This window comes from Colwellia sp. C1TZA3 (assembly GCF_007954265.1).
GTDB lineage: Bacteria > Pseudomonadota > Gammaproteobacteria > Enterobacterales > Alteromonadaceae > Cognaticolwellia.
The window spans coordinates 19,997-40,671 of sequence record NZ_VOLS01000014.1 but is presented as its reverse complement, the minus strand read 5'-3'; the positions used below and the strand labels follow the sequence as shown (position 1 = coordinate 40,671).

The 20,675-nt window shown below is 39.8% G+C and carries 12 protein-coding genes; 1 reads left to right on the top strand and 11 read right to left on the bottom strand.

The window, feature by feature from the left end; genetic code table 11:
* Positions 1-412: 412 nt before the first annotated feature.
* The 3 genes from ESZ39_RS06335 to ESZ39_RS06325 all read right to left on the bottom strand — a co-directional run bounded on the left by ESZ39_RS06335 (position 413) and on the right by ESZ39_RS06325 (position 3,007).
* Complete coding sequence (locus ESZ39_RS06335) at positions 413-1,198, bottom strand: hypothetical protein (RefSeq protein WP_146879068.1); 786 nt, start codon at positions 1,196-1,198, stop codon at positions 413-415.
* 134 nt (positions 1,199-1,332) lie between these two features.
* The gene (locus ESZ39_RS06330; RefSeq protein ID WP_146879067.1) at positions 1,333-1,782 is read right to left on the bottom strand and encodes a CreA family protein; all 450 of its coding nucleotides are present in this window, start codon (positions 1,780-1,782) and stop codon (positions 1,333-1,335) included.
* A 178-nt stretch (positions 1,783-1,960) separates the two neighbouring features.
* Positions 1,961-3,007 carry an isoaspartyl peptidase/L-asparaginase family protein gene (locus tag ESZ39_RS06325; RefSeq protein WP_146879066.1) on the bottom strand — a complete coding sequence of 349 codons (1,047 nt, stop codon included), beginning with the start codon at positions 3,005-3,007 and terminating at the stop codon, positions 1,961-1,963.
* A gap of 248 nt (positions 3,008-3,255) precedes the next feature.
* Between ESZ39_RS06325 and ESZ39_RS06320 the strand changes: the two genes are divergently transcribed.
* The gene (locus ESZ39_RS06320) at positions 3,256-4,065 is read left to right on the top strand and encodes a crotonase/enoyl-CoA hydratase family protein (protein ID WP_146879065.1); all 810 of its coding nucleotides are present in this window, start codon (positions 3,256-3,258) and stop codon (positions 4,063-4,065) included.
* Positions 4,066-4,956: 891 nt separating this feature from the next.
* Here ESZ39_RS06320 and ESZ39_RS06315 read toward each other — a convergent pair.
* From ESZ39_RS06315 to ESZ39_RS06280, 8 genes are all read right to left on the bottom strand, one after another.
* Complete coding sequence (locus ESZ39_RS06315; protein WP_146879064.1) at positions 4,957-5,172, bottom strand: DUF2986 domain-containing protein; 216 nt, start codon at positions 5,170-5,172, stop codon at positions 4,957-4,959.
* A 343-nt stretch (positions 5,173-5,515) separates the two neighbouring features.
* A complete protein-coding gene (locus tag ESZ39_RS06310; RefSeq protein ID WP_146879063.1) occupies positions 5,516-5,776 on the bottom strand; it encodes a DUF5062 family protein in 261 nt (86 codons plus the stop codon).
* A 400-nt stretch (positions 5,777-6,176) separates the two neighbouring features.
* A complete protein-coding gene (locus ESZ39_RS06305; protein ID WP_146879062.1) occupies positions 6,177-6,746 on the bottom strand; it encodes a DUF3087 family protein in 570 nt (189 codons plus the stop codon).
* 54 nt (positions 6,747-6,800) lie between these two features.
* Positions 6,801-9,059, bottom strand: a complete 2,259-nt coding sequence (gene recD, locus ESZ39_RS06300) for an exodeoxyribonuclease V subunit alpha (protein WP_223270269.1) — start codon at positions 9,057-9,059, stop codon at positions 6,801-6,803.
* Positions 9,052-12,813 (bottom strand): exodeoxyribonuclease V subunit beta, encoded by a 3,762-nt coding sequence (recB, locus tag ESZ39_RS06295; protein ID WP_146879061.1) that lies wholly within the window; start codon positions 12,811-12,813, stop codon positions 9,052-9,054. Before recB ends, recD begins: the two co-directional genes overlap by 8 nt.
* Positions 12,810-16,655 carry an exodeoxyribonuclease V subunit gamma gene (locus ESZ39_RS06290; protein WP_146879060.1) on the bottom strand — a complete coding sequence of 1,282 codons (3,846 nt, stop codon included), beginning with the start codon at positions 16,653-16,655 and terminating at the stop codon, positions 12,810-12,812. Before ESZ39_RS06290 ends, recB begins: the two co-directional genes overlap by 4 nt.
* Positions 16,656-18,837: 2,182 nt before the next feature.
* Positions 18,838-19,176, bottom strand: coding sequence for a hypothetical protein (locus tag ESZ39_RS06285; RefSeq protein WP_146879059.1), 339 nt, complete (start codon positions 19,174-19,176; stop codon positions 18,838-18,840).
* A gap of 74 nt (positions 19,177-19,250) precedes the next feature.
* Positions 19,251-20,312, bottom strand: coding sequence for an oxidoreductase (locus tag ESZ39_RS06280; protein WP_146879058.1), 1,062 nt, complete (start codon positions 20,310-20,312; stop codon positions 19,251-19,253).
* Between the last annotated feature and the right edge of the window lie 363 nt (positions 20,313-20,675).

Below are 20,675 nucleotides of genomic sequence, written 5' to 3'. Positions count from 1 at the left end.
TAGGTTGGACTTTAGTCCATCAAGTTAAATGAAATTTAACCGTCTTTTGCATAAATGCTGACCGATAAAGATAAGAGCCGCTGCAAATCTCTTTTGCCCCATCGCGTTAATTGCTCGCTAAACAGTTGACGGACTGAAGTCCGATTTACAAAGAACCGACGGATCTCTTTTGCCCCATCGCCTTAATCACTCGCTAAACGGTTGACGGACTGAAGTCCGACCTACAAAAAATCACCTAACGCTACATAATCACTCGCTAAACGGTTGACGGACTAAAGTCCGATCTACAAAACAATCGCCTAACGCTACGTAATCACTCGCTAAACGATTGACGGACTAAAGTCCGACCTACAAAACAGTTGCGGTGTGGAGCAAAAACATTACACTTTTTTAGTTTTTTATTTGTGGTGAACTATTCACTTACCAAGGCTAATAATGCTGGCTGTGTCGTGCTTGAAAGCGATTGCTCGATGCTTTTATAAGCGTTAACGAAATCTTTTTTCAAATGTGACTTTAAATGGCCTTTAACATTTTTCATTGGCTCTTTTTTTAACACGCAAAAAAGTGCTAGGGCATATAAAGTTTCAGGTTCGGTTAATGCCGCTTGACGATTTAAACTGGCATTATTACAAGCACCGCAACCGCCTTTAAATTGATAGGCTGTATTGGCAAAAATAACACCAAAGCCCATAAAGCAAGCTACAAGGTCTATCGCTTGTGGTAAATATTCTTCACCGCCTGGCGGCATAACCTTGTTTGAAGTCACTAAAATAGTAGCTAAGGCTTGGCTGATACCGGCAATTAAGTCTTGTGGTTGATTCACTTGGTTTGGCGTATAGCCCAATACTAAGGCTTTATTACCGGTGCTTATAGCAACCTCAGCATGTTCACCACGCACAATCGGCCCTAAATTTAGCTCTTCAATGGCAGTATTTGATGCCGGTGTTGAAGATGAAATTTCTACTGGCCACTTTTGCATACCTGCATAGTTTTTGGTATTGATAAACATCGCTTGAGCCATTTCATCAATACTGTTAACACTACCAGGATAAAACTCATTGGTAGGTAGTATTAAACGGGCTTCATTTTTAAGGACATTAATTTCAAAATTTTCAATGGCCCATGCAAAGGTATCAAATATCCAATTCTGGGTGTTTTGGTCAATAATTTCTTTTGGACTAAACAGTTTTGCTAACATAATTCCTACTACTTTTTAAATCTTTGATTTTATAAGTTATAAAGTTAATAACGCCACAAATAAAACCAAAAGCTAATATCGGTTATAACCCACAGGTTAATGCTTAACTTTCATCAGTTAAATGCTTTAAACACCTAGCTTTTCACATCTTGAGCCAATGCCCATTGCCAAGCTTTGGTCTTGTATAAAGGCACTGTTGATAATGAATGGTGATGACTACCAGACGATTCCTTTGTTGAATAAGACAGGTAAATGAGGGTTTTATTTTCAGCATCATAAATGCGTCTGACTTTTAAGCTTTTAAATAAAATGCTTTTTGACTCTTTAAAGACTACTTCACCATTTTTTGAGCGATCAATTTTTGCTAAAGCTTGCGCAGATATTTCACCGGTTTGTCGACAAGCAATACTCATATCTGATGGATCAGAGAAGTCTAAATCTGCTTCAACATGGCTAATATGACATGTTACCCCGGTTACAATCGGGTCTTGCTTAGCATTAATGACCACATCTTTTGTGGTAAATAGCCCTAGGCTAACTTTACCTACGTCATCTGAACAGCCCACAAGTATCATGGTGAACATTAATCCTAGACAGGTTTTGACATGACCTGTAAGAAGTTGTTTAATAAAAAACTTTGAAGCGACTGAGTCTTTCGAAGTGACTCTATTTTTAAAAGTCACTCTGTTTTTAAAAGTAGCCCTGCTTTTAAAATTAACTTTGCTTTGCAACATGATGCGAGTATTCAAAGTCATCAATTTTTTAATCATCTTTAAATATGCCAATAAATTCTGCACCATTTGACGATTTACTCGCGCGGTACATACCCGTGCTGTTAAATGGCATGGTAATATTACCCGCGGTATCAATCGCGATAATACCGCCTGAGCCACCGGCTTTAACTAAAACATCATTTATCACTACGTCAGCAGCTTTCTCAAGACTAATGCCCTGATACTGCATACGCGCACAGATATCTGCGGCGACATGATAGCGAATAAAGTACTCACCGTGACCAGTCGCTGAAACTGCACAGCTGTCATTATTCGCGTATGTACCGGCACCAATAATGGGTGCGTCACCAATACGGCCAAAACGTTTCGCAGTCATACCGCCGGTGCTAGTGCCTGCGGTTAATGTACCTGACTTATCAAGTGCCACTGCGCCAACGGTGCCAAATTTATATTCATTGCTTAGTGTTTGATGAGCGGCTTGAAAATATTTCAGCGCTTTTTCTTGCTCTGCTAACTGCTTTTTAGCTCTTAATAATGACTGGTATCTTGCATCAGTATCAAAGTAACTATTTTCAACACTTTCTAAGCCTTGTTGTTTCGCAAAAACTTCCGCACCTTCACCACTGAGCATGACATGAACCGACTTTTCCATCACGGCTTCTGCTAACGCTATTGGGCTTTTGATGGTTTTCACTCCTGATATGGCGCCGGCATTTAAGGTTTTACCGTTCATTATCGACGCATCAAGTTCATGCTCGCCATCAAAAGTGTAAACTGCGCCTTTGCCGGCATTGAACAATGGCGAATCTTCTAATATTTGAATAGCGGCAATAACCGCCGCTTGGCTCGATTGTCCATCTGCTAATAGGGCATAACCGGCATCACGCGCTTGTTTTAACTTAGTTTCATAGGTATTACGCTTTTCTGTGGCCATTTTACTTTTATTTATTGTGCCTGCACCGCCGTGTATAGCGATAGCAAAAACGGGCTCTTGATAAGCTTGCGCAGCACCATGCATAAATAGCGGCACGCTTGCCAAGGTTAAAACAGTTGATAACAGTAATTTGTTTTTCATGTGATTTCGCCGTAAGGTTTAATGTAATGCTTTGTATAATATTGCCACAATAATTAGCTGCTAAAAATATATGCTAACAATACCTGCTAACAATGTGCGATAAATTCTCTACTTTTACAAGTTTTCAGCCTAGACAAAGCTAACTCAATGTAGACATTGATAAACGCTTTCGCTATGGTACTGGTCATACCATTAAGTAACTTTAGCATAATATTTATAGCCTAATAGGCTATTGAGCTAGGACAGCCATGACTGAGCAACGCGTAAGTGTAGAGATCACCAATAATATCGCCCACGTTAAACTTAATCGTGTTGATAAGCTTAATGCCTTAGATATGCCAATGTTTATTGCCATTCGTCAGACTATAAAAACACTGCGTAAAAACCGTGACATTCGTGCTGTTATTTTATCAGGTAATGGCGACGACTTTTGTTCTGGCTTAGATGTTAAAGCTATTATGAAATCGCCAATGAGTATGATCAAACTGCTATTTAAGGTCTTACCTTGGCAGGCTAACTTAGCGCAAGTGGTCTCTACCGGTTGGCAAGATATTCCTGTTCCTGTTATTTGCGCTATTCATGGCCGATGTTGGGGCGGCGGTTTACAAATCGCCCTAGGAGCAGATTTTAGGTTTGCTACACCAGACAGCTCATTATCTATCCTAGAAGGTAAATGGGGCTTAATACCGGACATGGGTGGCACAATAGCGCTGCGCGGCCTCTTAGCAATTGATCAAGCGAAAAAACTAGCTATGACAGCAGAAGAGTTTACCGGCCAACAGGCGCTAGGCTTAAATTTAGTGACTGAAATCACAGCAACCCCTCTAGCCGATGCACAAGCCTTCGCCCTTACTTTAATGCAACAATCACCTGACGCTATCGCCGCCAATAAAAAGCTCTATAACAAGAGTTGGCAAGGTAGCAAAAGTTGGGTGTTATTTCGTGAGTCTTATTATCAAATTAGAATTTTAATGGGTAAAAATGTTCATCGAAAAATTTATAATCAAAGCCATAAAGCTGAGCAGCACAAGCCATTTTTAGCACGTAAAAAGTGGTAAAATGAAGGTTTTTGTAGGTCGGACTTCAGTCCGTCAACTGTTAAGCGAGCGATTAATCTGATGAGCCAGCAAAAACCTGTCGCGATGTATTGTTTTATCGCTCTCTAGGTATAAGAACACGGTTAAATTTCATTTAACTTGATGGACTAAAGTCCAACCTACATCGGGCCTACGGGTGATAATGTCATGTTTGATGATAATTTAACGTGGGCGATTTTTTGTAGGTCGGACTTCAGTCCGTCAACTGTTAAGCGAGTGATTAATCTGATGAGCCAGCAAAAATTTGTCGCAATGTATTGTTTTCTCGCTCAGCATCTAAACAAAAATGGTTAAATTTCATTTAACTTGATGGACTAAAGTCCAAACTACATCGGGCCTATGGGTGATTACGCCATGTTTGGTGATAATTTAATGTGGGTGATTTTTTGTAGGTCGGACTTCAGTCCGTCAACTGTTAAGCGAGTGATTAATCTGATGGACCTGCAAAAACCTGCCGCGATGTATTGTTTTATCGCTCTCTAGGTATAAGAACACGGTTAAATTTCATTTAACTTGATGGACTAAAGTCCAACCTACATAAAGCCTATGGGTGATTACGCCATGTTTGGTGATAATTTAACGTGGGTGATTTTTTGTAGGTCGGACTTCAGTCCGTCAACTGTTAAGCCAGCGATTAATGCGATGAGCCAGCAAAAACCTGCCGCGATGTGTTTTTTATCGCTCTGTAGGTATAAGAACACGGTTAAATTTCATTTAACTTGATGGACTAAAGTCCAACCTACATAAGGCCTATGGGCGATAATGCCTAGATAAGGCCTACGTAGAACCTACATAGGGCCTGAATAACTTTTAATTTTGCTGATCGCATGCTGCATGTTAATAATATATAGCTTATTTTAAGCCACTATCAGCACTAGTATTAGCAGCACTATCACTTTCAGTTGAGCTTGCTGTGCTAGCAGCTAAATCAATTTCAGCTGCTTTTTCTGCAACCGTCACACGGTCAGCTTTAGAGACATACTTAGGCTTGCTTGAGTTTTGCAGCTTAGCATTCATTTTTTTAATTTTTGATTTTAAAGTTTGGTTGATTTTCTTTTTACGATTCATATAACTGGTTTGCTTCTCTATGACTATCAAGGATGTACTAAAAAAAAGTACTGTAAAAAAATATACTATAAAAAGTACTGTAAAAATTCTTCGATGAACAAATGCACGAATTTCGAAGCCACCAACACACCGCTAATGTAACTTAAACATTATGTTATATTAGCGCTATAAGCAGGTATGGTCTTATACCAATCCCATTAAGTTATTGCTCACTTGTACTAGTTAAAATAGCTCAAGACTGTGTTGCTCTCAATCCCAATAGCCAGCTATTGCTCAATCGAGCGCCTTACCTTGAGTTATTTTTCCTGCGCACAACAAGATCACAAACTTAATGGAACTGGTATTATTTCAATAACGGATGATCAGCGGGTAACTGTTTGGCAATCCATAACGATAACTTATGTTTCATGCTCGCTAGGTCTTCACCATCTTTTGGTAAAGGCTGAATAAGTTTATCATTGACTAATAAGCGATATAAGCTTTCAATTTTATCCTTGGCAGCGTTAGTGCTTGAAAAGCCTTTATAACCACGATTTTTCGCGTAATTTTCACCAATAACAATGGCTTTTTTCAATAATTCAGCTTCATTTTTTAACTTCTTCATTCGCGGTATATTTTCCTGTGTTTTATTTGATAACAAGTTCAGGTGTTAATTATATGCTCAAAGCTGAGCGTGGTCATATTAAGTAATAATTTAATCAGTGCGAAAATTACCCTACTGATATCATACCAATCCCATTAAGTTATTGCTCACTTGTACTAGTTAAAATAGCTCAAGGCTGTGTTGCTCTCACTCCCAATAGCCAGCTATTGCTTAATCGAGCGCCTTACCTTGAGTTATTTTTCCTGCGCACAACAAGATCACAAGCTTAATGGAACTGGTATTAATACCCTTGCTATAAGTTTTGCTGCGAGCATATCAAGATAAAAGGCTACGGCTTGGTCTAGGTTGTTACTAGCTAAAGTAACCTAACCTCTCGTGGCATATCCTTTACATGGATATTTCAGTAATCCGCCAACAGTGCTTTATCAAATTGATCGGTGGATAATGTTAAATTTTTATTTTCTATCTGCACATTCAATGCACTAATATCTGCATCGAGTTTGGACATAGTTAAGGTGTTGTCATCTAATAAATAAATTTGCTTTAAACTGGCGTAATAAAAATTCAAAATAACCAGTGCATTAACATTGTCATTGGCAGCAGCGGCTTTTATTTTTTTCAGTTTACGATATATCGCATTTTGTTGCTGCTTAACTTGCCAAACATAATAAACTTCACTAAAAAATGCGCTGGCTCGTAGGCGATGTAAAGCAAAAACACAGGTTAATAGTGCAAATAATACACCCAGAAAATTATACCTAAAATTACTTTCTGATGCTGCTCCTTCTTGAGTTAATTCTTCTGCCGCTTTGGATAATGGCTCTAGGGTTATGTTAGTGATATCAGCGAACAGCATGATCATACCTTGCCCAAAAGCTAAGGCTAATACCAGTAAGCTAACAATAAAACTGACAATAATAATATTGAGATGTTTACGGTAAATGGGTTTTTCAATGTCTTTTAATTTCATTTCTTAACTTACTTCTATAATTTCAATAAATAGGAACAATTACGGTGATAAAGGCTAGTTTATTGCCAAGCCAGAATGGCGTTTAACTTGCTGGCTTACGCCACGTTGCCAAACGCTTTGACTACTGGCAATACTTAACTGCTGCTTCGCTCGAGTAATGCCAGTATATAATAATTCACGCGATAATAATCTATTGTCTTTTTGCTCGGGTAACACCATAGCGACATGTTCAAACTCACTGCCTTGGGTTTTATGGATGGTCATCGCATAAACTGTTTCAAATTTAGGCAAGCGTGAGGGCATTATCCAGTCATAACCGCCTTGGGAATTTTCAAATACTGCCATTAAATGCCCTTGGCTATTACGCCACAACAAGCCAATATCGCCATTGTATACACCTAAGCGATAGTCATTTTCATTGATCATTATCGGCTGGCTAGCGTATAAGGTGTTATTTGATTCAAAGCGATTAAAAGGAATGACACCTTTATTACGCAATATATCAATAACTAAGGCATTTAGGCTTTCCACCCCTTGTGGGCCTTTGCGGGTTGAGGATAAAACTCTAAATTTTGCTAATAAAGCAAAGGCATCTTCAACCTTGTCGCATTGACAAAGGCCTTGGTAATATTGTTCAACTAGCGGTGTAAGCCAAGTTTCAATAGGTCCTGATAATAGTGTTAGTTGCTTGTCGTTACTAGGTAGATCGCTTTGCTGCAATAACTGCCAACTCTCTTGATATTGGCCTTTAATAACATGATTGGCGATTCTCCCTATGCCACCTTCGCCATCAAAGCGATGACTTTTTATTAAAAAGGTCACACAATCTCCGGCGCTATATTGCTCATCTGCCACTAGTGCGCTGCTAGCTTTTGTCAGCGTTTGATAACCGGTTACTTGGGCTAAATATTGATGATTTAAAGCGCTGTAGCCTAAGTGAGGGCGCGGTGCAAAATCAGCTAAAACACTGCCAACCGCAACTGAGGGTAATTGATCAGCATCACCCAATAAAATAACTTTAGTGGTTGTTGGTAAAGCGCGAAAAACACGTGTCATCATCGGTAAATCAACCATAGAGACTTCATCAATCAATAAAATATCTATCGCAAGCTTATTGTCTTGGTGATAACGAAAGTTAACTTGGCCGGGAATAACGCCTAATAATCTATGTAGGGTTTGTGCTTGCTCTGGAATAAGGTCTAGTACTTGGTCATCAATAATCCCGCGAAAACCTTTAACCGCATTGGTGATTGATTCTGATAAACGTTGCGCGGCTTTACCTGTTGGCGCTACTAAGGCAATTCGTGGTGCCGTAAAACTTGCCCTATTTACGCTTATTTCGCTTGAGCTTTTATCAGTTAAGCTTTCATCAGTTAAATTTTGGCTACCTTGATTTGAGTTTTCACTATTCGCTATCGCTAGCATTACCAAGGCAGCAAGCAGCTTAGTCACGGTATAAGTTTTGCCGGTACCCGGGCCACCGGCAATAATGGCAAAGTCTTTATTAATCGCATTGGCTACGGCAACGGCTTGCCAATCAATAGCGCTATTTTGTAACTCACTCTGTGCTGCTAAGTCAGGAAACAAGCGGGTGATAATGCTGGTAATTGCATTAACATCACTTGTTGTTTTATCAGTATTAATCGCTGATTCAACTTGCCTCTCGCTGCTGTTACGTCGCTCGCGCACTAGCTGTTTTAGCTCTTGCTCAAATTGATAATAACGCCGTAAATAAAGCCGTTCATGGCTAAGTACTATGGGTTGCTGCTCACTGGCTATTTTTTGCTCCAAATCTGCTAAAGGTAATTCTTCCATTAGCGCCGTTAGGGTTTTAAGGTCTGCAAATGTAAACCCCTTAGTACCTGTTGTAATAGCGACGTTGTTTATAGGCTTTTCGTTGACATTAGCACTTTGGCTCACCGCCCCACTTTCGCTGGTGCTATCGCTAAATAGTTGTTTACCTGCGACTTGCGCCAGGGGTAAACAACTATGACCGTCTCGCAGGCTTGCACTTAAAGCGATTAACAAATGAAACCATTGTTGTTGATTTGATAATGATTGTTCATCATTTGGCAAATTATTCGACATATTATTCGACAAGTCACTCGACTCATCGCTCTGCACGTCATTAGACGTGTCAGTAGTCTGTTTATTCGCTAAGCTATTCGCAATGGAAAAACCCAAACATTGGCTGATTTCTTTGGCAAAAAAATAGTCCACGGCAACCAAACCATCAAGACGATTTGTTGCATGCTGAAACGAGGTATAAATATTTTCGTTTTGTGCTTTGTTATTAATAATGATTTCAGGCATTAGTGGTTTCTCCAGCAAAAATATCATCAAGTTGGTCTAATTCTGCGAGGGTAATTTTACGATAATAAACACCACAATCTTGATGCTGAGTTTGGTTGCTCATACCACGTAAATACAAATAATAAATACCGCCAAAGTGCTGCTTAGGATCGTAGTCAGCCAAGGCATATTTTAGATGACGATGTAATGCCAGGGCGTAAATAAGGTACTGTAAGTCGTAATGATTTTTCTCGATGTTATGGCGCATAGCCGCGTCGTTATAGTCACTATATTGATCGCCTAAATGGCTAGATTTATAATCACAAACGTAATATTTACCCTCTGCTTGAAAAATCAAATCGATAAAACCATGCATCATGCCTTTAAGTTGATGATAAGAAGGCAAATGCACTCGGTGTTTTTTAGCTATTTTACGACTGGTGTTATTATTTCTATGTTCGGTCAGCAATTTTGTTAATTGGCTACTACTTGCCGAGCGCATGGGATAATAAAATTCGGTTTCTCGTAAGGTATCTTGCAACTCAAGCTGGGCTAGCGACAAACTATTATTAGCGCTTAGTGGCGTTTGCAATACCTCTTCTAACCACTTTATTAGCCGTGTTTGGCCATGGTTTTGCTGTGTGCTTTCGCTGCTCGCTGTTGAACTCTTTACTTCGCTCTCTACTTCACTCTTTACTCCACTCTCTACTCCACTCTCTGGAGCATTTTCTATTACGCCATCTATGGCGCCATATTTTACCAGTGGCCAATGACAGCTTTTTTGCCAATCAGGGGCTGAAAAGTCCGTTTGCTCTAAGATGTCATGCAGTAAATTGCCGGTTTGTGCGCCTTTTGTTAAGGTAAAACGTAACTCGTTAATATTATTTGATAAAGTGCTGTAGTTATTATCTTGTTGATCAGTAGGTTCTGTTTCTTGATTATCTCGATCAGGCGACGAAACACCATTATGACGTAGGTTTTTGCTCAAGGCGGAGAATGAACTTAACCACCAATCACGCTCAATTTTGCCGTTAAAACGCGCTACTTCAGCTTGGCTTTCAGCATTAACATTGATTTCATCAGTAGTACTTTGGATATTGGCAGTAACTGAAGTTGGCTTGGCTAACCCTGCTGCTGATAGTGTTTCTTCGGTTAAATAGTTCTCTAACACGTCAAGCGCTATTTCATCAGGATTGTCTTGCGCTAATTGCTGCAAGCTTGTCGCGATATCGGTATCTGCCGACCATTTCAAGGTTTTGCCTAATGGAGAATTTTCATAATGGTCAAATGCCGTACTGAGAATATAACAACGTTTTTCTGCGCGCGTAACTGCTACGTATAACAGTCGAATAGCTTCAGCATAAGCTTCTGCCGCCATGCCGGCTCTCGCCTCGTTGTTACCGTCTAGGCTCTGTTGCAGAACACCGTTTTCATCATGAAATTCAATAAAGCTGACATGACGATTACCGAACTTAAGTGGGTCTTTATGGCGTGTGGCAAACGGCACAAACACCACCGGATATTCCATGCCTTTAGAGCCATGTTGAGTAATAATACGAATGAGATTTTCGTCACTTTCTAAACGCAGCTCAGCTTCAACTTCGGGGTTGTCTATCTGACTTTGTTGTTCAAACCAAAATAGCAGTTCTTGCGGCTGGCGATGTCGTTGGCTTGCCCCTTGTAACAATTCAAACAAATGCAATAAGTTGGTTAATATTCTGTCGGCATTATGCTTATCGTCTAAGCTGTTATCTGCATTGCTAACATCAATTTGAAAATGTTGATGCATTAACTGCAATGCCATACTGATAAAACCTTTAAACTGCCATTCATTACGCAGTTTTTCAAAGCTAATTTTTAATGCTTGCCATTGTTGTTCGTCGTGCTGTAGTTGCAATAATTTTTCACGATTAAAGCCCATTAATGGGCTGGCTAATGCGGCGGTATATAAACGGTCATTCTCTAAAAACAAAATACCTTTTAATAATTGCAGTAAATGTTTGGTTTCGTCACTTTGCAATAAGTTGGCGCGATTACTCATAAACACGCTGCTTAAACCACATTGGTTTAAGGCAAACTTAATATCCGCCGCCTCAGTACCATCACGCACTAATAAGGCAATATCACCACTGGCCATATTGAGTTTTGGGCAAGCTAATAGTCTGACAATTTCATTGGCACACCAAGCCGACATTTGCGCACGATAGCTTTGTTTAACGGCTTTTTCTTTACCATCTTTACTTTTAGCGTCAGCTTCAACATTAAAGTGAATAAACTGTAGCGCGTTAAACTCGCTATCTAAAAACACCTTTTCGTGCGCTTTAGCTGAGGCTTTAACTGGTAAATAAGGAATTTGATAGCCAAAAACATCAACCGCCTCACCAGATAATTTATTGCCATAAAATAGACGGTTATAGCCGGTGATCATGGAGGCACTTGAGCGCCAATTGGTATCCATTAACCATTGATAGTCGCAGTCGTTTCGCGCTGACAGGTAGGCAAAAATGTCGCCACCACGAAAACCATAAATAGCTTGTTTTGGATCGCCTATCATGTAGAGCGCAGCACTGGGCTGATGATAATAAATCGCTTTTAATATTGAGAACTGTTGCGGGTCGGTATCTTGAAACTCGTCAACAAGCGCAACAGGGAATTGTGTAAATATACTATTGGCTAATACCTGATCAGGCTCTTGCCCTGACTGATGGGTAAGGCAGTCGTTTAATGTGCTAATTAAGTCGTCAAAGCCCATAACATTGGCTTGCAGCTTTTTACGAGTGATTTCTGCGCGAATATGATAAATGCCCTTTCTCACCACCAACAAGGCTTGTGCGCGATTAATCTGTTTTGCTAAATCAGGATGTTGCTTTTTAACGCTATTGACTGCAGTAAAAATTTCAATTAATTCGTTTTTCACTTTCGAGCGGGCATAGCGTCGACCATCAATAAAAGCATCGGGTATTTTGCCGTGCTTACCTGCAACATCGGCCGACAGCTCTGCTAACCAGTTGAGTAATAGAGTTAACTCTTGATGGCGTTTTTCTTGTTCAACGCCCTTTTTAACCTCAATTAGTGCGGTGGTTAACATCGCTATATTGGTCTCTAGACTCGCAATGGCTTGTTCAACTAAGCCTTTAAATTCAACACTAATATTTTCTGGGTCTTGCACGTTCAAGACGTTTTGTGTCGCTAACGCTTTGGAAAATTGATTAATAAAACTGCCCGGCTCTGGCCAGAATTCGGTGACTAACTTAAAGGCTTGGCTGTTATTTTCTGACCCTAATGCCAACACCCGATACCAGTCTTGGCAGGCTTCTAAGGTAATATCTTGGGTGTTGGTTTCCATTTGGGCATTAAAGCTAATACCGCTGGCAAAGGCATATTGGTTTAGTACGCGCTTACAAAAACCATGTATGGTAAAAATAGCCGCTTCGTCGATATACAATAAGGCTTGGCTTAAGCGCGCTTTTACCTCACGACTACTGATATTTTTATTAACCAGATTTTGGTTTAAGGCTTTAAAATAATTATCGTGAATAATTAAATTGTCCCAGCTGTGTAAGCTTTCTCGAATAAAATCATCAATACGACCACGAATTTCTTCTGTCGCGTCTTTGGTGAAAGTCATCACTAGGATTTGTTCAATCGGTAATTCTCGCTCTAACAATAAGCGTAAAAATATTCGGGTGATATTATGAGTTTTACCAGTACCGGCACTGGCTTCAATTAAATGTTTACCTTGGAGCTCAATGGTATTGGCATTTAAATTTTTCATTTTTTAGCTCCCTGCGCTTTTCCTGTTACCTTTACTGACTGCAGGGCATCAAACATCGGTTGATACAAAGCAAGTAACTTGGGTGATATTTCTTGATAATCAGGACATTGTGGCCAAAAATATTGTACATAAGCCTCATCACCAAAGACTTGAAAGCTATTGCTGTCAGACCAAAACTGTTCAAATTGTGTTTGTTCAAAGACTTTGCTTTTGCGAATTTTCTCTGCAATATCACCGTTAAGTAATAATGGCTGCTGCTGGCCTAAATAAAACGTCGCAATTAAGCGTAATAATTGCTCTTTAGCATCATCAATATCACTAAAGTAGAATTGGCTTGGCTTCTGGCTTTTGGTGTCAAAATAGTAACCATGTGTAGCGGTTACATTGGCAAATAACAGGGCTTGTGCTGAGTTGCTTTGTAAGGCCTGAACTTGTGCTACTTGAACAATAAGTTGATGTAGATACAAGGTAAATAAGTCTTTGGCTTTCGCACTACTGCTGCGATAAAACACCACTTTGTTATCGACAATCGTCAATTTACTATCAAGGGTTAAGCTTTCAGGTAACACCGTTTTTAAGCTTGCCAGTTCATTGCTTGAATATAAGCTGTTATTAAAAAGTGCTTGATTATTTAAAGCACTCGCTAAATTAAGTGTGACGCTACAATCGATGGGATCAATGCTTAACGCCTCATTTTGTGCTAATTCAGTGCTGATGAATTGGCTAAAATCTTCGCTGTCTTTTTGCCAACCTTGTATGAGCTCGTCAGTACTGGGTAAGTCCGGCAAGTTTCCTGACAGCTTAGCGCTGAGTAATATCTCATCACAGCTTTGTTTGCTTTGCGCCGGTGCTAGGTAATAGTTCAGCAAGTCTTGTCTAAGTAGGTAGCTATCGAGTCGATTAGGCACAAAAGGCTCTACGTCGTTAATTAGTGTGTTGGTGTTGTCTAAATACAAGTAAAGTGCTCGCTGGCCATAATAACGCCCAGGATGCTGATAAAAGCGAATAACATCATTAGCTGATAATGTTTCAGGGTTGTTGGCTGAGCGGGTATCCACGGCTGTTGTGTTGCTGTTTTCTGCACTATTTGTCGATACATTAGCAACGCTGTGTTCTGCGGTGTTGGTCGCAGCACTGCCAAGTTCAGCTTTTGCTTGGCGCAAGTGTAACCAGTTGGCATCAAAGCTGGCAAATTCACCGAGGTAATTTTTCTCGCTAAAGGCCTGCATGGGTAATTGCCTAACTTGGCCCTGGGCATTAGTTATCGCTTCGGCGTTTAAACCCAGTAACTGCCAACCGTAACCGCGGGCAAGGTATTCCATTAGCTCTTTTAATACCAAGGACGGTTGACGGTCTTTATTGTTCTTAATATTTTTACCTTGATAACTTAAATACAAAGCTTGGCGGGCAGAAATTATTGCCTCTAAAAATAAATATCGGTCGTCGCCTCGACGCGATCTGTCACCGAGTTGCGCCGGTGTGGTGGTCATTAAATCAAAACTCAGCGGTTGGCGTTGACGTGGAAACTCGCCATCATTTAGGCCTAATACAGCAATAATTTTAAAGGGAATACTGCGCATAGGCAGCATAGAACAAAAGGTGACTTGCCCAATCATAAACTGTCGACCGGGATCTGGCTGACTAAAGTGATTATTTAAAAAGTCACGAATAACCGCCAAACTAATCGCGCTGTCGTAAGCGCCGTGCTGACAATATTCGACTAACGACTCAATGGCGGTGCGAATAATATTTAGGCCATTATCGCTGTCGTCGTCAAAAAGCTGTTGTAATAACTCAAACAAAAATTGCTGCCATTGTACCGCTGTCCGGGCTTTTGACATGTTAATAGCGGTTAATTGTAACTGCTCGATAATTAACATAAGTTTGCCTAGTAACTCACTGTCGCTACCTTCAATGGTGGGCAATAACAGCTGGTTTTGGTAAATAACACTATGATCTGCAAAAGCAAAACCGCGCATTAAACGGCTTAAACCTTGTTGCCAGGTAAAACTGTTACTGGTACTGTTTAGGTCTGAAGTCGCTTGTTGATCACGTTCTTGCTCGTTTTCCTGTTCTCTCATGTCAGCCGTTTGACTTTGTGCTAACACTTGTTGTTTGTGGGCTTTATTTAAGCCCCAATGCACACAGGAAAGTTCTAGCCAGTGAGTGATTTTTTCGATGTCGTCAAGGTTAATGCCAAAGCGAGATTGCATGGCCGGCAAGCGTAACAAAGCAATTAAACTTGACACTTGAAAGCGGCTATCGGGCAAGGTTAGCAATTGGGCAAACGCTGCTACTAACGGCTCAGCGTCTTTACTAATGCGATCAGCAATCGAACAAGGTAGCGGCGGCACTTCGTCAGCAACATCTTGCCAGCCTCGGGTAAAAACGGCATTAACATAAGGCGCGTATTGCTCAACTTGTGGACACATCACTAATACGTCTTTTGGCGTTAAGCTTTTGTCTTGATTAAATTGATGTAATAACCAGTCGTGCAAACCCTGCACTTCACGCAAGGCGCTGTGGGCACTGGTGATTAAAATTGAACCATCGACTTTAGGTACTTGTTCCGGGCTTTGCTGATCTTGATGGCGAGCATCTGACAAAGATAAAATGTCTTGCTGAACACTCGCTAAAACCTTGGCTTGCGACATAGCTTGCGTGATGGTTTCAGGGCTAGGGCTAGCTTGCTCAGCGCTATTTAAATCTTCAACAGCGGATTCAAAGACCTCAATATTGATGGTGCTGTATTGATATAATAATGCCATAAATTCTCGGCCTTGCTGGCCCAGATTGGCTAATAGTGGATTACCTACTTGCTGGTTTATATCGGCTAAATCGGCATCTATACTTTGCTTATCGACACTTTCATCACTCACCTCACTCACTTGTTCCGCCGAAAAATCGGTGCCTTTAAGCCAAGCTTCAATCGCATTTTTTTCTGTAACCACATCCCCCCAATAAGCATAGCAAGGGTTTAAATGGAAAAAATGCACATCAATTTGCTCACTTAAGGCATTAATAAACTCAAGCCAAAGTGGCGCCATGGCATTAATGCCAAAAAATGATAAGCGATGCGGTAACGCTTGTGCGGTTAATCGTTCAACATTATTTAAGTTTTTTATCGCCCGTGCCACCAGTTCACGCGGATTATAAGGTTGTTCGCGCACCAATAAATGCCAAAGCTTGCCTTGCCAAATAGCATTGCTTTGTTCATCTTGTTCGCTGTTATCAGCTGTAGTATCACTTGAGTTAGCTTGTTGATCAAAAGCGCTAAACTCACCTTGGTGCCATGCGTGGATCCATTCAGGACGAAAGATTAAATATTGCTCATATAAATCAGCTAACTGACAAGCCAACTGATAACGTTTTAACTGCTCCGCGTCGCTGTAACTTTGACCAGCGGCGTTTTTATTAGCCGTACTTTTATTAGAAATAGAGCGATTAACAGTATTGTTAACATTTTCAGGGTTATTAGGTTTAGCCTGCCAATAATCACTGGCTACTTGAAACGAAATGTCATCAATAACTTCATTTGATGCCAATAAAGTATCAATACGCCAAGCCAGTACTTCTCGTGAATAAGGCGATTGCTCAGGCACGTCTTCATCGCTGGCTAAATTTCGAATTAAATTCCACAAAAATTGTGATGGTAAGGCGTAACGCATATTCATGCTAATGCCTCGCTGCTCAGCCAATGACATATTCAGCCAATGTTGCATACCAGCATTTTGCACAATAACGGTGTCTTGAGCGAAGACAGGAAGAGGGGAAAGTTGCTGAATTTTATCAAGCAGCACTAACAAATTCTCCATTTTATTAGCGGGATAAAGATAGAACAAGTGCGCGCCTTTTTAACCATGGTTTTTATAGCTAAATTTAACCACATCAAGCACGATAACACTAGCGGTTGTTGCAACATAGCTGTTGAAAATCATTGGATAAAAAGCGTATTAGGATTAACACGAGAGGTAATTATTTTGTCGGTAGAACTTTAGTCCGTCAACCGTTTAGCAGCCAATTAACCTGACGGATCAGCCAACATTTACAGCGGTGTATTTTGGGTTATTAGCATTTGTTCCAATAACTGTTAAATTTCATTTAACCTGATGGACTAAAGTCCAACCTACATCGGGCCTGCATTGAATCTACACGGGCTAACCGCTAAACAAGCTTTCAACACGATAAGCAATTACTTTGTAGGTCGGACTTCAGTCCGTCAACCGTTTAGCGGCCAATTAACCTGATGGATCAGCCAACATTTACAGCCACGTATTTTTTATCAGTATTTATGTCGATAACTGTTAAATTTCATTTAACCTGATGGACTAAAGTCCAACCTTGGGCCTGCATTGAATCTACACGGGCTAACCGCTAAACAAGTGTTCAACACGATAGGCAATTATTTTGTAGGTCGGACTTTAGTCCGTCAACCGTTTAGCGGCCAATTAACCTGATGGATCAGCCAACATTTACAGTCACGTATTTTTTTATCAGTATTTATGTCGATAACAGTTAAATTTCATTTAACCTGATGGACTAAAGTCCAACCTACATCGGGCCTACGGGTGATTATATAGCGTTGGGCAATTATTTTGTAGGTCGGACTTTAGTCCGACAACCGTTTAACAGGTAATTAACCTGACGGATCAGCCAACATTTACAGCGGTGTATTTTTGGTTATTAGCATTTGTTCCAATAAAAGTTAAATTTCATTTAACCTGATGGACTAAAGTCCAACCTACATCGGGCCTACATTGAATCTACACGGGCTAACCGCTAAACAAGTGTTCAACACGATAGGCAATTACTTTGTAGGTCGGACTTTAGTCCGTCAACCGTTTAGCGGCCAATTAACCTGATGGATCAGCCAACATTTACAGCCACGTATTTTTTTATCAGCATTTATGCCAATAAAAGTTAAATTTCATTTAACCTGATGGACTAAAGTCCAACCTACATCGGGCCTACGGGTTATTATATAGCGATAAGCAATTATTTTGTAGGTCGGACTTTAGTCCGTCAACCGTTTAACGGGTAATTAACCTGACGGATCAGCCAACATTTACAGCCACGTATTTTTTATCAGTATTTATGTCGATAACTGTTAAATTTCATTTAACCTGATGGACTAAAGTCCAACCTACATCTAGCCTGCATTGAATCTACACGGGCTAACCGCTAAACAAGCGTTCAACACGATAAGCAATTGTTTTGTAGGTCGGACTTTAGTCCGTCAACCGTTTAGCGGCCAATTAACCTGACGGATCAGCCAACATTTACAGCCACTTATTTTTTTATCAGCATTTATGCCGATAACTGTTAAATTTCATTTAACCTGATGGACTAAAGTCCAACTTACATCTAGCCTGCATTGAATCTACACGGGCTAACCGCTAAACAAGTGTTCAACACGATAGGCAATTATTTTGTAGGTCAGACTTTAGTCCGTCAACCGTTTAGCGGCCAATTAACCTGATGGATCAGCCAACATTTACAGCCACGTATTTTTTTATCAGTATTTATGTCGATAAAAGTTAAATTTCATTTAACCTGATGGACTAAAGTCCAACATCGGGCCTACGGGTTATTATATAGCGTTAGGCAATTATTTTGTAGGTCGGACTTTAGTCTGTCAACCGTTTAGCGGCCAATCAACGACAACCTAATTAGACAGTAGAATAACGTCTTTATTATAGATCACCTGATAATTAACCTGATAAATTCATTGGCTCTATCGGGTTAATTATCTTTAATGTGACATAGGTTCACAAAGTGTTAGTGGTTTTTTATTAAATAACTAATACCAATTTGATTAATTAAGTGATCTACTTTTTCATGAGGAAAAATGGATAAATACAAGGCATAAAATTTAGTCAGTAGTTATTCACCTTATAAATTTTATAACGCTGTAGTTATTCATTTTAACCCTTAAAAATGAGCAGGTAATTAATCAACTTGGTATAACACCGTAGTGGCTTATTTTAACCAGGTAAAATGATGATGAAGTTAGTGGGATTGGAATTACTCAGTGCCAGTTTTTAACTCTACAGAGATAACTTTTGGCCAAATATAAGAAAACAGCCAATTTACAAAGAAATAAACCACAAGCAATACAATAATGCGAGCGTCTGAGTCATAACCACTCATTTCTACCAGTTGCTTACCCGCCAACATTAATAATATTAATGTTGTTAGAAATACAGCAAACCAAATGCTTTTCGATTTTTGTGATGAAACACAAAGGCTCCCGCAGTTTTTACACTTTACCTCAGAGAGTCCAAACCGTTTAAGTGGCAATAACTTGTTTACGTCACTTGTTGAAATAAGTGCATTTTGACATTTTGGACAAAGAATATTCATTTTAAACCTTACGGCTACTTAAGCAGGAAAATATAGCGGGCTAAAGTAAGCGACGCAGCAGCAAAAAACAATTTTTATTTGTCTTGTTTTAGTGGCTTATAATTTTCAGATGTAGAGATCATCATTTTTTTACCACTCTCACTACTTATTTCCGCCAATTCAAGTATGCTTAAAACCTCTACTACATCAGCTGGGTTAACTGGATTAGCACCTGCTAACTTTATAGCTTGAACAATTTCTAAATAGTATTGGTTGTAACAACCCTGCTGAGTTGCTATCGCTGTACTCGCAAATTCAGTGTATAGACGACCATATTCTTCCTCATTTTCGACACCATACAACGCATTTTTTGGGCTTATACCTTTTTTTAATTGCGCTTCTTGCGGGTCAAAACCATATTTAATGAAACTTCCTTTTGTGCCTTCAATACGAAAGCGCATATTGGGAGCTGCTAAAAATGAACTTGCATGAAGAACAACCTCAAGATTTTCATAATGAAGTAATACGTGAAAATAGTCAGTCGTTTCAGAGCCTATTCTTAATGGCAAGCATCTTGCCGTTAATGCTTCAGGCAAACCAAAAAGATTGATTGCCTGATCAACTAAGTGAGAGCCTAGATCAAACCATATGCCAGAGCCCTTTCCTGCTTGTTCTCTCCACCTTTGCCTAACGGTAGGGCGAAAACGATCATAATGAGATTCAAAGTATCGAACATCGCCAAGTTGATTGTTTTGCAAAAGCTTTTTAACCGTTAAAAAATCACCATCCCAACGCCTATTGTGAAAAACAGACAGCAATAAAGCGTGCTCTTTAGCTAGGTCTACTAGCTCTTGCGCTTCTACACTGGTGGTAACCATAGGTTTTTCGATAACGACATTAATGCCATGTTCTAAACAAAATTTTGCCAATGAATAATGCACGCCATTTGGTGCTGTGATGACAATTAATTCAAGGTTTGCATTAGTGATTAATGCTTGTGCCGTATCAAAAATAAAAATATTAGGATATTGCTCTCTTACTAATTCTTTTTGAGAACTATTTATCGCTACTAACTCCATATATTCTGACGTTTCTATCAGGGGAATATGAAATGTTTTAGCTGAGTATCCATATCCTATTACACCAACTTTTATCATGTATCAACAACCTATTTTATGACCAGATGAATTTGTTGAGAACTAAAACTTTATTAAACAACAATAAAATAAGCGGAAAACCCATCAGACTAATTTTCCTTGTTATATACCCGTTCCACTTCAAGGTGCAGTTATCGATTTAAGCTAAGAAATCAGAGCAAGGCGCGCTACGAAGATAATGATTATTCTCGGCTCTGGTGTCCTGCTTCGCTCTACCTTCACCATCCATGGTGTTGTCTTCAATCCATGCCTGGTACCTAACCCTTTCTCGACTTGCACAAATCTGTACTTTGAAGTGGAGCGGGTATACACATAACTCTATCGACGGTTTTGCTATTTATTTTGGCAGTACGGCAAAAAATC